The 15,155-nt window shown below is 65.4% G+C and carries 12 protein-coding genes; 11 read left to right on the forward strand and 1 reads right to left on the reverse strand.

Annotated elements, in window-relative coordinates; genetic code table 11:
- Positions 1-104: 104 nt before the first annotated feature.
- From ACVIJ6_RS23610 to ACVIJ6_RS23640, 7 genes are all read left to right on the forward strand, one after another.
- Positions 105-1,304: a TrmJ/YjtD family RNA methyltransferase gene (locus ACVIJ6_RS23610; RefSeq protein WP_456774655.1), complete on the forward strand. Its 1,200-nt coding sequence runs from the start codon at positions 105-107 to the stop codon at positions 1,302-1,304.
- 102 nt (positions 1,305-1,406) lie between these two features.
- A complete protein-coding gene (locus ACVIJ6_RS23615; RefSeq protein ID WP_456774656.1) occupies positions 1,407-2,657 on the forward strand; it encodes a tetratricopeptide repeat protein in 1,251 nt (416 codons plus the stop codon).
- Positions 2,658-2,867: 210 nt separating this feature from the next.
- Positions 2,868-4,571 (forward strand): C2 family cysteine protease, encoded by a 1,704-nt coding sequence (locus tag ACVIJ6_RS23620; protein WP_456774657.1) that lies wholly within the window; start codon positions 2,868-2,870, stop codon positions 4,569-4,571.
- 280 nt (positions 4,572-4,851) lie between these two features.
- The gene (locus ACVIJ6_RS23625) at positions 4,852-6,969 is read left to right on the forward strand and encodes a type I secretion system permease/ATPase (RefSeq protein ID WP_456774658.1); all 2,118 of its coding nucleotides are present in this window, start codon (positions 4,852-4,854) and stop codon (positions 6,967-6,969) included.
- Between the two features lie 10 nt (positions 6,970-6,979).
- Positions 6,980-8,398: an HlyD family type I secretion periplasmic adaptor subunit gene (locus ACVIJ6_RS23630; RefSeq protein ID WP_456774659.1), complete on the forward strand. Its 1,419-nt coding sequence runs from the start codon at positions 6,980-6,982 to the stop codon at positions 8,396-8,398.
- Positions 8,399-8,553: 155 nt separating this feature from the next.
- Positions 8,554-9,666 carry a DUF2336 domain-containing protein gene (locus ACVIJ6_RS23635; protein WP_456774660.1) on the forward strand — a complete coding sequence of 371 codons (1,113 nt, stop codon included), beginning with the start codon at positions 8,554-8,556 and terminating at the stop codon, positions 9,664-9,666.
- Positions 9,667-9,689: 23 nt separating this feature from the next.
- On the forward strand, positions 9,690-9,908 hold the full coding sequence (locus ACVIJ6_RS23640) for a hypothetical protein (RefSeq protein ID WP_456774661.1): 219 nt from the start codon (positions 9,690-9,692) through the stop codon (positions 9,906-9,908).
- 18 nt (positions 9,909-9,926) lie between these two features.
- On the opposite strand, the gene ACVIJ6_RS23645 is transcribed toward ACVIJ6_RS23640, so the two are convergent.
- The gene (locus tag ACVIJ6_RS23645; protein ID WP_456774662.1) at positions 9,927-10,604 is read right to left on the reverse strand and encodes a TetR/AcrR family transcriptional regulator; all 678 of its coding nucleotides are present in this window, start codon (positions 10,602-10,604) and stop codon (positions 9,927-9,929) included.
- 249 nt (positions 10,605-10,853) lie between these two features.
- On the opposite strand from ACVIJ6_RS23645, the gene ACVIJ6_RS23650 reads away from it, so the two are divergent.
- The 4 genes from ACVIJ6_RS23650 (at position 10,854) to ACVIJ6_RS23665 (ending at position 14,959) form a co-directional block, all read left to right on the forward strand.
- A complete protein-coding gene (locus ACVIJ6_RS23650) occupies positions 10,854-11,396 on the forward strand; it encodes an OsmC family protein (RefSeq protein WP_012045352.1) in 543 nt (180 codons plus the stop codon).
- A 36-nt stretch (positions 11,397-11,432) separates the two neighbouring features.
- Positions 11,433-12,554, forward strand: coding sequence for an acyl-CoA dehydrogenase family protein (locus tag ACVIJ6_RS23655; protein ID WP_456774663.1), 1,122 nt, complete (start codon positions 11,433-11,435; stop codon positions 12,552-12,554).
- Positions 12,555-12,601: 47 nt separating this feature from the next.
- Positions 12,602-13,477: a sulfurtransferase gene (locus ACVIJ6_RS23660; protein WP_456774664.1), complete on the forward strand. Its 876-nt coding sequence runs from the start codon at positions 12,602-12,604 to the stop codon at positions 13,475-13,477.
- Between the two features lie 96 nt (positions 13,478-13,573).
- Entirely contained in the window at positions 13,574-14,959 is a 1,386-nt protein-coding gene (locus tag ACVIJ6_RS23665; RefSeq protein WP_456774665.1) for a CmpA/NrtA family ABC transporter substrate-binding protein, read from the forward strand.
- Positions 14,960-15,155 lie beyond the last annotated feature (196 nt).

The raw sequence follows: 15,155 nt of genomic DNA on the forward strand, positions 1-15,155 counted from the left end.
CCTAAGCCGATTATTTTGCTTGAGAATTCTCTCCAGCCGGGCCAACGGAGCGGATCGAGCGCCGCGCCGGCGCTTGACCATGATGTGGAAGTTGAGGATCGACCGTGTCGGGCACCGACAAGACCAAGGCAGGAATCGAGATCGCAGGCCCGGTGGTGATCCTGGTCGAGCCGCAGCTCGGCGAGAACATCGGCATGGCCGCCCGCGCGATGGGCAATTTCGCGCTCACCGAGCTGCGCCTGGTCAATCCGCGCGACGGCTGGCCGAACATCGCGGCCACGCGGGCGGCGGCCGGCGCCGACCACATCATCGACCACGTCCGGCTGTTTGCGACCCTGCCGGAGGCGATCGCCGATCTCGACCTCGTCTTCGCGACCACCGCCCGCTCTCACGACCAAGCCAAACCGGTGATGGGGCCGGAGGCCGCCGCCCGCGAGATGCAGGGCCAGATCGCCGCCGGCGGCCGGGCCGGCATCCTGTTCGGCCGCGAGCGCGCAGGTCTGACCAATGAGGAGGTCGCGCGCGCCAACCGCACCATCACCTATCCGGTCAATCCAGGCTTTGCCTCGCTCAACCTCGCCCAGGCCGTGCTGCTGATGGGCTATGAATGGTTCAAGCTGGTGACCTCCGGCGCGCTGCCCTTCGCCATGCCCGAACGCTCCGAGCGCGCGACCCAGGAGCAGCTGGAGGCGTTCTTCGAGAATCTGGTGCGCGAGCTCGACCGGGTCGAATTCCTGCGGCCGGCCGAGAAGCGCGAGACCATGCTGGTCAATCTGCGCAATATCTTCTTCCGCATGGAGCCGACGAAGCAGGACATCCACACCCTGCACGGGGTGGTCATGGCGATCGCCGAGGGCCGCAAGGGACCGGCCAAGGGTGGGGTGCTGGACAGCACGCAGGCGACGCGGTTGCGGGCGCTGATCGCCGAGCAGGGCACGGTGGCCAGCCTGCCGGATTCGCGCGGCTCGCTGCGCGGGCTGGCGCGGCTGCTCCGCCGCAACCCGACCGATGCCGAGCGCATCCTCTGGCACGCACTGTCGCGCGACCGCCGCTTCGCCGGCCAGTTCAAGCGCCAGACCCCGGTGGGCCGCCACATCCCAGACTTCGTCTCCTTCATCCACCGTCTGGCGATCGAGCTGGTCGGCAACGACGAGAGCGAGGGCGTGGTCGCGGATCGCGCCCAACGACGGGCCTGGCTCGAAAGCCGCGACTACCGCGTGACCGAGGTGAAGACCGTGGATGTCGAGGGCGATCTCGAAGCGGAGCTGAAGCGGCTGCAGGCGCTGATCGCGGAGACGAAGTAGGCGCCGTCTTCGCGCACCACATGACGTTGTCGCGCTGGAACCCTCCTGGTACTCTGGTCGGGGATATTGCGGGGGTGCGCGATGCGGTGGGGCTGGCGCGTGATGGCGGTGATTTCGCTCGTGTGGGTGAACGTCATGCCGCTGGCGATGCGGGAGAGTGGCGCGCAATCCTCCGGAGCGGTGCAATGTCATGCCTCGGGCAATTTCAGCGTGGAGGATCGCATCGCGGGTTGTACAGCCATCATTGAAGGTGCCAACACTGCAACACAGATGGTGTTGCTGGCGCGTTTTCGGCGAGCTTGGCTCAACCTCCAGAAGGGCGACCCGGATCGCGCGATCGAGGACTATGATCTGCTCATTGCCCATGAGCCTTCGAGTACCAGAGCCTACATCTGCAGAGCTGCTGCCTTGTCAAGAAAAGGTGAGATCGATGCAGCTCTGAGCGACTACGCCAAGGTCCTCGAGCTCGATCCAAATAATGTTGAAGCTCTGTTGGGGCGAGCTTGGGATTATCTGGCCAATGACGACGTCGACGGCGCGATTGCGAGCTACGACCGCGTCCTGAAGATCCATCCCGAAAATGTCCAAGCCTATATCGGCCGTAGTAGGGCTTACCTTGCAAAGGACGAAACGGAGCTGGTAATCGCCGATTGCGACAGGGCCATCCGGACAAGCCCGGAGCGGGAACACGGCTATCTCTGTCGGGCGGCGGCTCATCGCGACAAGGATGAGAGCGATCAGGCGATCCGCGATCTCAAGCGTGCCATCGAGCTCAATCCGGCGAACCTGCGCGCTCAGGTGGAGCTGGCCGCCGCGTATCGTCGCCCCGGCGACACGGACATGGCACTGAGTGTGCTCGACGAGGTCACTCGCAGCCACCCGGACAACGGCGCCCTGTATCAAGCTCGCGGCATTGCTCGTTTTCAGAGTGGAAAATCACAAGAGGCCATCGACGACATCAGCAAAGCGAGCGAGATCAGGCCGAAGGATGCCTTTGCGCAGCTCTGGCTCGAACTTGCACGCCGACGCAACGGCCAACTGGGTGAACTCGCTGAGCGCGTGACACAGCTCGATATGGCCAAGTGGCCGGCACCGGTCGTTCGGCTCTTTCTTGGCGAGATAACCCCCGATGCGCTGCTGGAGACCGCTGAGAATTCAGATCGTTTCAAGCGCAGGGCCCAGCTGTGCGAGGCACATTTTTTTGCCGGAGAACTGGCCATTCTCAGCAACGATATGACGGAAGCGAGAAGGCTCTTGCAGGTTTCCGCGGACAGATGTCCTCGACACTTCGTGGAGTGGACGGCGGCACATGTCGAGTTGCGGAGGCTCGACGCGAGCGGATCGAAGCCGTGACGGCACCGTACGACTACGGTCTCCGTACCATTTGCGGCCGATCTGTAAGATCCCACCGATCGAACGGTCGTGAGATACAGCTGATCGCGACAAATCTCTAAAATTCGAACGGATCGCGCAGCTTTGTCGCAAGGGCCGATGCGAACGATGGCGGGCCGATCGCAATGCCGATCGCCCAAAGATCACATCGTTCACGGAGAGCCTCGACCAATGCCGATCCAGCCGCAGGGCCTACGCAAGCCGCAGACCGACCAGACCAGCGACCAGACCGGAATGTTCGAGACCGACAGCTGGCTGACAACCGATCTGACGCCACTATGGCTGGCCACCCGGGCCGCGGCGGCAGCGCCGACGGCAACGTCGAGCGCCGATCCGTCGGCGGCCATCGCGATCTATGGTAATTTCTGCAGCGTCGCGGCGACCTTGACCTCGACGTCGAGCACGACCTCGAGCGTCACCGCGAAAACCACCATCTCGACGGTCGCCGCCACCTCCACCATCAAGACGACGGTGCCGGCCTGGGTCAACACCCTGACCAATGCTGCGATCAAGGCCGACATGACGGCCGCGATCACCAATGGCACGGTGACGTATGCCGGCCTGCTCAAGGTCTTCACCGACATCGATGCCTCGCTGGCCGCGACGAAGAGCAAGCTGAGCGCCAGCCAATTCGCCGATCTGAAGACGATCGTCGCCAATCTCAACAATGGCGTTTCGACGTCGAGCTATCTGACCTACATCGCCCAGGCCTTCGTCAACGGCAACGCCGCGAACGCGACCTGGACTGGCGGAGCCGCCAGCGCGGTCGCCCTCGGCAATCTCGCCGCCGGCGCGACCGAGCTGCAATTCGCCGAGCTGATCGGCAAGTGGTTCCTCGGCACCGACCTGCCGTCGTCGAAGGTGATCCTCGGCAGCACCCAGTTCTCGGTGTCCTATTCGAACTCGACCAAGCCGCTGTTCTCGGCCGCCGGCGCCAGCATGAACGACATCAACCAGGGCTATCTGGGCGATTGCTATCTGCTCGCCGGCCTCGCCGAGGTCGCCTACAAGGAGCAGTCGGTCATCTCGTCGATGTTCACGGCCAATGGCAATGGCACCTATGGCGTGCGCTTTTACGTCAACGGCGCCGCGCGTTACGTCACCGTCAACAGCGCGCTCGCCAATGGCGGCAACATCTTCAACAATGGCGGAACCGCGATCTGGGCGAGCCTCGCCGAGAAGGCCTATGCCGAGCTGCAGGCCAGTGGCGTCTACACCGGCAACTCGATCAATTATGGCAATTCCTACACCACGATCGGCAATGGCGGCGCCCCCCAGATCGCCCTCGAGGCGATCACCGGCGCCACCCAGATCACCGATTTTCGCGCCATGGGCGGCTCCTGGGGCAAGGTGGTCTACAACTCGTCCTTCGGCGTGACCGGCTATACGACCGGCAATTCGACATCCAGCGTGCTGGCAACCATTGCCGCCAGCCTCGCCGCGGGCGACGACGTCATCCTGTCATCCTACACCAATGCCAAGGATTCGACCGGCAAGACCACGCTCGTGGCCAGCCACGCGATGTCGATCTACGGCTATAACAGCGCCAACGGCATGCTGCAGGTCCGCAATCCCTGGGGCTCGGCGGCCGGCCAATATTGGCAGACCACCTTCGAGGTCAGCCTCGCGACCCTGCTGGCCGCCGGCGACACCATCACCATCGACAATGTCGGCGACGCCAAGAAGCTGGCGGCGAGCACCACCACGTCATCCTCGGGGCTGAAGCTCGTCTCCGACGTCAGCGATCTCTCGGGAGCCGCATCCGGCTTCGTCCAGGCGATCGCCTCGCTCACCGATGGCGGCGCGTCGAACGTCGCGTTCACGCAAGGCCTGGCCTCGCAGCAGCACACGCTGGCAATGCCGATGGCGGCGTGACGCCTGCGCAGCGGCATCCGTTGTTACCATTCATCCTTCGAGACGCCCGCCTTCGGCGGGCTCCTCAGGATGAGGGAGCGTTCGCGGATGGACCCTGGACCCTCATGGTGAGGAGCCCGCCGAAGGCGGGCGTCTCGAACCATGAGGCCCAGCTGTTCGTGCGGGCCCGTCGCCATACGGACGTGCCTACGTCACCCGTTAAGCATCCGCCTTAACGCCGCGCCAACGCGGGCCGCGGAGGGTGTCGCGGGGATGTCGAACCACGAGGCGGGATTATTCGATGCAGGCGTGTACGGATCAGGGCGCATGGGCGTTGGCGCTGTCGCTGCATCTGCTCGGCATCGTCGCCGATCCCGGCCGCATCCAGCACGAGGCCGGTCGCAGCGACGCGCTCTCGGCCGATGATCTCCTGCGCGCCGCCGCGCGCTTTCCGGTCAAGGCGAGGCTGGTCACATCGAAGATCGCACGCCTGAAGACGACGCCGCTGCCGACGCTCGCCGTGCTCAAGGATGGCGGCTTTGCCGTGATCGGCAAGGTGACTGACACCAATATTCTGATCCAAGGGCTCAATGATGCGGGGCCGCGTCTGCTGGCCTTTGCCGAGTTCGAATCGCTGTGGTCCGGCCAGCTGATCCTGATCGCCAAGCGCGCGGAGCTGTCGGACACCGCGCGCCGCTTCAATCTCGGCTGGTTCGTTTCAGCGATCAGCAAATATCGCCGCATCCTGATCGAGGTACTGCTGGCGTCGTTCGTGATCCAGCTGTTTGGCCTCGCGACGCCGATGATCTTCCAGGTCGTCATCGACAAGGTGCTGGTGCATCGCGGACTGTCGACGCTCGAGGTGATGGTCGCGGGCCTCGCGCTGATCGCGCTGTTCGAGGCGGTGCTGTCGGGCCTGCGCACCTATCTGTTCACCCATACGTCCAACCGCATCGATGTCGAGCTCGGCGCGCGGCTGTTCCGGCATCTGATGCGGCTGCCGCTGGCCTATTTCGAGAGCCGCCGGGTCGGCGACAGCGTCGCGCGGGTGCGCGAGCTGGAGACGATCCGCCAGTTCATCACTTCGTCCTCGATCACGTTGGTGCTCGATCTCGCCTTTGCCGCTGTCTTCATCGGCGTGATGTTCCTGTACAGCTCTACGCTCGCCTGGATCGTCTGCGCGACCCTGCCGGTCTATGCGCTGCTGTCGCTCGCCACCACGCCCGCGTTCCGCACCCGGCTCGACGAGAAGTTCCGTCGCGGCGCCGAGAACCAGGCGTTCCTGGTCGAGAGCGTCACCGGCGTCGAGACCATCAAGGCGATGGCGGTCGAGCCGTTGATGCAGCGACGCTGGGAGGAGCAGCTCGCCAGCTATGTCGGCGCCTCGTTTTCGGCGTCGCAGATCGGCAATTGGGCGAGCCAGGCTGCGAGCCTGCTCAATAAGGGCGTCGGCGCGCTGACGCTGTTCGTCGGCGCCGGCCTCGTGATCGCCAACCGGATGACGGTCGGCGAGCTCGTCGCCTTCAACATGCTGGCCAACCAGGTCTCCGGCCCGGTGCTGCGGCTGGTGCAGGTCTGGCAGGATTTCCACCAAGTGCGGCTGTCGGTCGAGCGGCTCGGCGACATCCTCAACACGCCGGTCGAGGCGCATAGCGGCGGTGCCGAGCAGAACCTGCCGCCGCTGCAGGGCGCGATCGAGTTCGAGCGCGTGACCTTCCGTTACGGCCTCAACACCCAGCCGGTGCTGCGCGATGTCGCCTTGAAGATCGGGGCAGGACAGGTGGTCGGCATCGTCGGTCCCTCGGGCTCCGGCAAGAGCACGATCGCCAAGCTGGCGCAGCGGCTGTACCAGCCGGAAGCAGGTCGGGTGCTGGTCGACGGCGTCGACACCGCGGTGCTCGATCCATCCTGGCTGCGCCGCCAGATCGGCGTGGTGCTGCAGGAGAATGTGCTGTTCAACCGCTCGGTGCGCGAGAACATCGCGCTCGCTGATCCGGCGCTGCCGATGGAGAAGGTCGTCGAGGCGGCCAAGCTCGCCGGCGCGCATGAGTTCATCTGCCGGATGCCGCAGGGCTATGACACGGTCATCGGCGAGCGGGGCGTGTCGCTGTCCGGTGGCCAACGCCAGCGCATCGCGATCGCGCGTGCGCTGGTCGGCGATCCCCGCATCCTGATCTTCGACGAGGCGACCTCGGCGCTCGACTACGAGTCCGAGAGCATCATCCAGGCTAATATGCGCGACATCGTGCGCGGCCGCACCGTGCTGATCATCGCGCACCGGCTGTCGACGGTGCGCAGCGCCGACCGCATCCTGACGATCGAGAATGGCGTGATCATCGAGGACGGCACCCACGATCAACTGGTGGCCGGCGGCGGGCGCTACGCGACCCTGCACCGGATCCAGTCCGCGGGGCGCTGAGGAGATGACGATGGCGACACCTACGAGCCTGCGGCGCGGCTTCTCATTCGGCGGCAAGACCTCGGAACGCGAGTTCCTGCCCGCCGCCTTGGAGATCACGGAGACGCCGCCCAATCCGTTGGGGCGTCTCACGGCGCTGGCGCTGTGCACCGTGACCTTTGCGGCGCTCGGCTGGGCGTTCCTCGGCAAGGTCGATATCGTCGCGGTCGCCAGCGGCAAGGTGATCTCGCACACCCGGACGCAGGTGGTGCAGCCGTTCGAGACGGCGAGCGTCAAGGCGGTGCTGGTGCAGCCGGGGCAGCGCGTGCGCGCCGGCGACGCGCTGATCGAGCTCGACAAGACGTCGGTGAGCGCCGAGGCCGATCGTGCCCGCAGCGACCTGATCGCGAGTCTGCTCGACGAGGTGCGGCTGGCGGCGTTCCTCGACGGAGTGACGGCCGGGCCATTCGACCTCGTGGTCGGCGTCGATCCGCTCGACCGCGCCCGCGCCCAGGCCCAGCTCACGGCACAGCTGGCGATGCGCGCCAGCCAGCTGGCGGCGCTCGCGCAGGAGCGCGCCCAGCACATCGCCGAGCGCGAGGCGCTGCAGCAGACGGTCGCCAAATATGAGCAGACCCTGCCGATGGTCGCCGAGCGCGCCGAGATCCGCACCAAGGCGAGCGAGATCGGCAATGCCTCGATCATCGCCCGCCTGGAAAGCCAGCAGCTGCTGGCCGAGACCCGCGCCGAGCTCGCGATCAACAAGGCCAAGATCATCGCGCTCGACGCCACGATCGCCGGGCTCGATCAGAAGATCGCCGCGACCGAGGCCGAGATCCGCGACAAGGCGATGCGCGATCTTGCCACCGCGCGCGAGCGCGCCCGCGCCGCCGGCGAGGCCTTGGCCAAGGCGACGCGCCGCGCCGAGCTGCAGACCCTGCGCGCGCCGATCGACGGCACGGTGCAGCAGATGCACGGCGCCGCCGCGGGCGCCGTGGTGACGCCGGCGCAGCAGCTGCTGTCGGTCGTTCCCGATGACGACAGGATCGAGGTCGAGGCCGTGGTCGAGAATCGCGATGTCGGCTTCGTCGAGGCCGGCCAGCGCGTCGAGCTCAAGGTCGACGCCTTTCCGTTCACCCGCTACGGCCTGCTCGGCGGCCAGGTGACCTCGGTGGATCGCGACGCCGAGGCCGCGCCGGTCAATCCCAATGGCGTCCAGGGCGCCGAGCGCCAGGCCGACCAGACCGACCGCGTCGAGGCCAGCGAGCGGCTGCGCTACATGGTGCATATCGCGCTCGACCGCGGCACGCTGGACGTGGATGGCCGCACGGCTGCACTGGTGCCGGGCATGTCGGTGAAGGCCGAGATCCTCACCGGCAAGCGGCGCATCATCGATTTCCTGCTGGCGCCGTTGCGGGAGCACCTCCACGACGCGATGCGCGAGCGCTGAGCAACGGCCCGGCCGCAGGGCATGCTTAACGCGCGCTTGCGCATTTGAACGAAAAACCACGATCAAATCGTCACGCGCCCCGTTACGGAACACTCGCGTTCCGGCGGTATGAGTGCCGTACTACATTTTTTTCGCTGTGGCTGGCGGCTTTGATCATGAACGAAACACATTCGATATTGCAGGATCTTGAGGATGCGATCGCGCGGGGGACGGCTGACAGCCGCGAGCGCGCGCTGTGGCATGCGACCGATCTTCTGATCGCGGGACGTTATTGCGAAGAGGAGATCGCCACGTTCGGCGAGGTGATCGGCCGGCTCGCCGACGAGATCGAGACGGAAGCGCGCGCCAAGCTGGCGCATCGGTTGGCGAGGATCGAATATTCGCCGGCCAGCGTCGTTCGCAAGCTCGCTTTCGACGACGCGATCGAGGTCGCCGGCCCGGTGCTGCGCCAGTCCGAACGGCTCGACGATGTCACGCTGCTGGAGAATGCCCGCACCAAGAGCCAGGCGCATTTGCTCGCGATCGCCGAGCGCAAGAGCTTGAGTCCTGCCGTGACCGACGTGCTGGCCTCGCGCGGCAACAGCGCCGTCGCCAATGCGGTGGCGCGCAATCAGGGCGCACAGTTCTCCGGCTCGGGCTTCCTGCACATGGTGCAGCGTGCCGAGAACGACTCGATCCTGGCCGAGCATCTCGGCCGGCGCCTCGACATCCCGCGTCATCTGTTCCAGCAATTGATCGCCAAGGCCTCCGACGACGTCGGCAAGCGGCTGGCGGAGGAGCGGCCGGAGCTCGTCGGCGAGATCCACAGCTCGGTCGCCAATATCGCCGGCGATCTGCAATCCAAGTTCGGCCCGGGCTCGCGCAACTACTTTGTCGCCAAGCGCACCGTCTCGATCCAGCATCGCCTCGGCAATCTGCACGAAAGCACCATTGCCGGCTACGCCGTCGCCCATAAGGTCGAGGAGGTGATGATCGGCCTGGCGCTGTTGTCCGGCCTGCCGGCCGATGTCGTCGAGCGGGCGCTGTTCGACCGCAATCGCGAGATGCTGCTGATGCTGGCCAAGGCACTGCACTTCAGCTGGGACACGACCATGGCGCTGGCGTTTCTCGGTGCCCGCGAGCATCGAATCACCGCCGGTGAGCTGCAGGATCTGGAGCGCGACTATGCCCGCCTCGACATGCAGGCCTCGCGCAGTGTCATCGATTTCTATCAGTCACGGAAGAATCCCGCCAAGACCGGACGCGAGCCGCATGCTCTCGCCCACTGAAATCGTCATCGAAGGACAGTGTCATGAACAGCATGGATCTTCACGGCTCCGCACGACCACTCCGCCGCGAGCCGGCGGCCGACCGCAGCGTGGCGGAGGCCGCCTGGCTCGTGCTCGAAGCCGCCAACGAGCTCGGGGATGAGGATGCGGTGGCGGCCTGCCGGCGGGTCATCGACGCGGGCCTGAACGGGGCAAAGCCTCAGCCGCGCGACCTCGACCTTGTCGGCGATTATTTCCGTTGAGGGCGGCCGTCGCGGCGGCTACACCGCGGCGAGCTGAGCATCCGGCCTGCTGCGCTTTCCGGCCTTCAGCCTGACCGGCTCGAACAGGGCGCTCGCGGCCAGGCCCGCGGTGTCGGCAACCTCGGGATTGCGAGACACCATGGCGGCGACGATCGCGCCGTCGATCAACAGCGCCAGCTGATGCGCGAAGCTCTCGGGATCCTGAGCCCCCATCTCACGCGCCAGTTTTTCGATATGGGCGAGCACCACCTTCTTGTGGCGCATCGCGATGGTGCGGAACTGTTTCTGGTCCTTGTCGTGCTCGCCGACCGCGTTGATGAAGGGGCAGCCATAGAAGCGCTCCTCGCCGAACCAGCTCTTCAACGCCGGAAAGATCCGCGCCAGCTTGGTCTCGGCATCGCCGCCGCCGGCCTCGATCGCGCCGATGAACCATTCCCGCCATTGCTTGCCCTCGCTCTCCAGCACGGCGGTGACGAGCGCGGTCTTCGATCCGAACAATTTGTAGAGCGTGGTCTTCGCCGTCCCGGCCTCGCTGATGATGGCGTCGATGCCGGTGGCGTTGATGCCGTTCTTGCAGAACAGCCGCGTCGCCGCGCCGAGCAAGCGGCCACGCGCCGAGTCCTCATCAACCGCCGCAATCGTCCGCACGATCGCCGGCTTCTTGCCTGTCTGTTTGCCCGCAGCTGACTTGCCCATGCGCGCGAGCTTAATCGCTGTGCGCGTGAGCAGGCAAGTGCGCTCGCGGCCAACAGGCAGACTTGCGCTCAATTTCATCGTGACGCGCAGCATTGTGCATCGCGCTTGGGCAGACAAGGTCGGGGCCACGTTCTGCCATCTTGTCGTAAGCCGCGAGGATCATTCCGCCTTTTGATTTCCAGTCTCCCTGGCACGCTTCGTGCAGGAAACAGACCGTTCGGTATCCTCGATCCCAGGGAGAGAAATCAGATGACCGCTGTTGTTCAGAAGACGGCCCTCACGGGCTGCCTCGCACCGATCGATAAAGGCGGGCTCGAACAGCTCATCGCCAACGGCAAGGCCAACCCCAAGGTCATCAAGACCCTGAAGTGCAAGACCGTCGCGGAGGGCAAGTTCCGTCACGCCAACTACATCCGCAACCTCGCGCCCTATATCGTCGACGAGCCGCCGGGGCTGCTCGGCGATGACACCGCGCCGAATCCGTCCGAGGCCTCGCTGGCCGCGCTCGGCTCCTGCCTCGCGGTCGGCCTGCACGCCAACGCCGTGCATCGCGGCTGGATCGTCAACAAGCTCGAGCTGGAGCTCGAGGGCGATCTCAACATCACCGCGGTCTGGGGCACGGGCGACGTCAGCGAGAAGCCGGTCGGCTTCACCGATGTGCGGGTCAAGGTCGACATGGAGTGCGAAGGCATTTCCAAGGAAGAGGTCCAGGCGCTGATCGATCACGTCAAGAAGTGGTCGCCGGTCGCCAACACCTTCACGCGTCCGGTCAATCTCGAAGTCGGAATCTGAGTTGGGCTGACGGCCTGAAGCAGCGGAGGACGCGTCATGGGTTCACTCGGACAGCATCTGGCGGTCGATGGGGCGGGCGTATTGCCCATGCCGTCGACCGTCGAGCAGGTGGCGGCGATCGCGCGCAATGAGCTCGCGCCGCTGGCTGCTGGCATCGACGCCGGGACGGTGTATCCGGCCGAGGTGCTCCGCCGCTTCGGCGAGGTCGGCGCCTGGAGCAGTCATGTGCCTGACAATGGCGAGGCTGATCTGAACAGCGCGATCGCCGCGATCGCGGCGATCGGCGAGGTCTGCGGCGCCTCGGCCTTCATGGCGTGGTGCCAGAACACGCTGGTCTGGTACATCGCGAATTCGAGCAACCGGGCGCTGGTCGATCGTCTGCTCGACGATGCGGCCAGCGGCCGGCTGCTCGGCGGCACCGGGCTCTCCAACCCGATGAAGAGCTTTTTCGGCATCGAGAAGCTCAAGCTGAAGGGGCGGAAGGTCGAGGGCGGCTATGTCGTGCGCGGCGCGCTGCCCTGGGTCTCCAATCTCGGGCCCGACCACATGTTCGGCACGATCTTCGAGCGCGAGGATGCGCCCGGCGAGATCGTGATGTTCGTCGCCGATTGCGCCGATCCGGCGGTGACCTTGCAGCCCTGCCAGCCGTTCCTGGCGATGGACGGCACCGGCACCTATGGCATCCAGTTCCGCGACCTGTTCGTGCCGGACGAACTGATCCTCGCCGATCCCGCGGGGCCCTTCGTCAAGAAGATCCGCGCCGGCTTCATTCTGCTGCAGGCCGGCATGGCGCTCGGCCTGATCAAGGACTGCATCAAGATCATGCAGGAGGTCGAGGCGCCGCTCGGCCATGTCAACCGCTATCTGCCGCAACAGCCGGTCGACTTCAGCGCGCTCGCCGATGAGCTTTCCAAGGAGACGGCCATCCTTGCCAGTGATCCCTACAACACGGACGAGACCTACTGGCGCAAGGTGGTCGCGCTGCGCCTGCGGGCCGGCGAGGCCAGCGTTGCTGCGGCTCACGCCGCGATGCTCCATTGCGGGGCGCGCGGCTACATCAAGGGCAATCGCGCCGAACGTCGCCTGCGCGAGGCCTATTTCGTCGCGATCGTCACCCCCGCGACCAAGCAGCTCCGCAAGATGCTCGCCGACGGCTGACGCCGGCGAGAACGGCAAACCAACACATCCACCAGGAGAGGCCTGCCATGACGGACGTTCTGATTACTGCCGGCGAACTCGCTGAACTCATCAAGACCGAGCCGTGTGTCGTGATCGACACCCGCAATCCCGATGCCTATGGTGCGGGACATCTTCCCGGCGCCGTCAACGTCCATGAGATCTTCACCTATCTTGCGACGTCGACGCCGGAGGGCATCGAAGAGCTGAAGACGAAGTTCGCCGACGCGTTCGGTGCGGCCGGCCTGTCGGGCGCCGAGACGGCCGTGGTCTACGAGCAATCGATGAACTCCGGCTTCGGCCAGTCCTGCCGCGGCTATTTCCTGCTGACGATGCTCGGCTATCCCAAGGTGAAGGTGCTGCATGGCGGCTACGATGCGTGGGTTGCGGCCGGCTTGCCGGTCACGACCGATGTGTCGGCGCCGGCGAAGGCCTCGTTCAAGATCGTGCCGGAGGCGGGCAGCATCCTGATCGATGCCAAGGCCATGCTGGCCGCGGTCGGCAGTCCTGCGATCGCGATCCTCGACGTCCGCGACGTCGATGAGTGGATCGGCGATTCATCCTCGCCCTACGGTAAGGATTTCTGCCCGCGCAAGGGCCGCATCCCCGGCGCTGTGTGGCTCGAATGGTACCGCATGATGAAGCCGACCGGCGAAGGCCCGCGCTTCAAGTCCAAGGACGAGATCCTGGCCGAATGCGCCACGGTCGGCATCACCGTTGATACGCCGGTCTATCTCTACTGCTTCAAGGGCGCGCGGGCGTCGAACACGTTCCTCGCGCTGAAGAACGCCGGCGTGAAGGATGTGCGGATGTATTTCGGCTCGTGGAACGAGTGGTCGCGTGACCCGTCGCTGCCGATCGAGGAAGGCCTGCCGATGCCGGCGATGACCAGCAAAGCGGCATAGAAGCTGCATGTTATGCACGTCCGGCCGCTGAAAAATGCGGCCGGATGAGCTGTTCGAAGGCGCTGATAGCGCGGGTGTGACAAAGGGGCGCAGCACATGTCGATTTTCGATGATCCGTTCGATGCCGATTCACGGGTGAATGCCGGTTGTATTTGCGGCCAGCACCGCAGTCCGGCCGAACATGAGCACGCCCTGCGCGCGTTGCGCTGTGAACCGGTGGTGGAGTCCGCGGAGAAGCGCTACGAGAACGTCGTCGCCTCGGCCGTGCTGCGAGCCGTCTTCCCCGAAGCCGCCACGCGCCGCGCGTTCCTGAAATCGGTCGGCGCGGCCACCGCGCTGGCCGCGGTGTCGCAATTCTTCCCGCTGAAGACCGCGACCGAAGCCTTCGCCGAAGCGGGGACACCGGAGAAGAAGGATCTCAAGGTCGGCTTCATCCCGATCACCTGCGCCACGCCGATCATCATGGCCGCGCCGCTCGGTTTCTATGGGAAGGCCGGCCTGAACGTGGAGGTGGTGAAGACCGCGGGCTGGGCCGTGATCCGCGACAAGACCATCAACAAGGAATACGACGCCTCGCACATGCTGGCGCCGATGCCGATCGCGATCTCGCTGGGGCTCGGCGCGCAGCCGATCCCCTTCACCGTGCCCGCGATCGAGAACATCAACGGGCAGGGCATCGTGCTCGCGATGAAGCACAAGGACAAGCGCGATCCGAAGGATTGGAAGGGTCTCAAATTCGCGATTCCCTTCGACTATTCGATGCACAATTATCTTCTGCGCTATTATCTCGCCGAGCACGGCATCGATCCCGATACCGACGTGCAGCTGCGCTCCGTGCCGCCGCCGGAGATGGTCGCCAACCTCAGGGCCGACAACATTGACGGCTTCCTTGCGCCCGACAACATCTGCCAGCGCGCGATCTATGACGGCGTTGGCTTCCTGCATATTCTGTCCAAGGAGATCTGGGACGGCCATCCCTGCTGCAGCTTCGCCGCCAGCCGCGAATTCATCACCGCGGCGCCGAACAGTTTCGCGGCGCTGACCCGCGCCATCGTCGATGCCACGGCCTACGCGTCGAAGGCGGAGAACCGCAAGCAGATCGCGGAGGCGATCGCGCCGGCCAACTACATCAACGCGCCGGTGACGGTGCTGGAGCAGGTGCTGACCGGCACCTATGCCGACGGCCTCGGCGGTGTGAAGACCGACCCGAAGCGCGTCGATTTCGATCCGTTCCCGTGGCAGTCCTTCGCGGTGTGGATGCTGACCCAGATGAAGCGCTGGGGCCAGATCAAGGGCGACGTCGACTACAAGGCGGTCGCCGAGCAGATCTATCTGGCCACCGACACCCGCAAGGTCATGACCGAGATGGGCCTGACGCCGCCGAAGGACTCCTACAAATCGTTCTCGGTGATGGGCAAGCCGTTCGATCCGACCAAACCGGATGATTACGTGGCCAGCTTCAAGATCAAGAAGGCCTCGTGATGGGGGCGATGGGCGCGATGCAGCTGACAAGCCCTCTGGTGATGGACGGAACACCGCCGACCAAACCAACGGTGTCGTCCCCGCGAAAGCGGGGACCCATACGCCGTGACCTGTCGTGGGGCAGGAGCGGTCGCGACGATCTTTTCCACCAACTGCCGACGGTGGCTATGGGTCCCTGCGTTCGCAGGGACGACGT

This window comes from Bradyrhizobium sp. USDA 4369, from assembly GCF_054056435.1.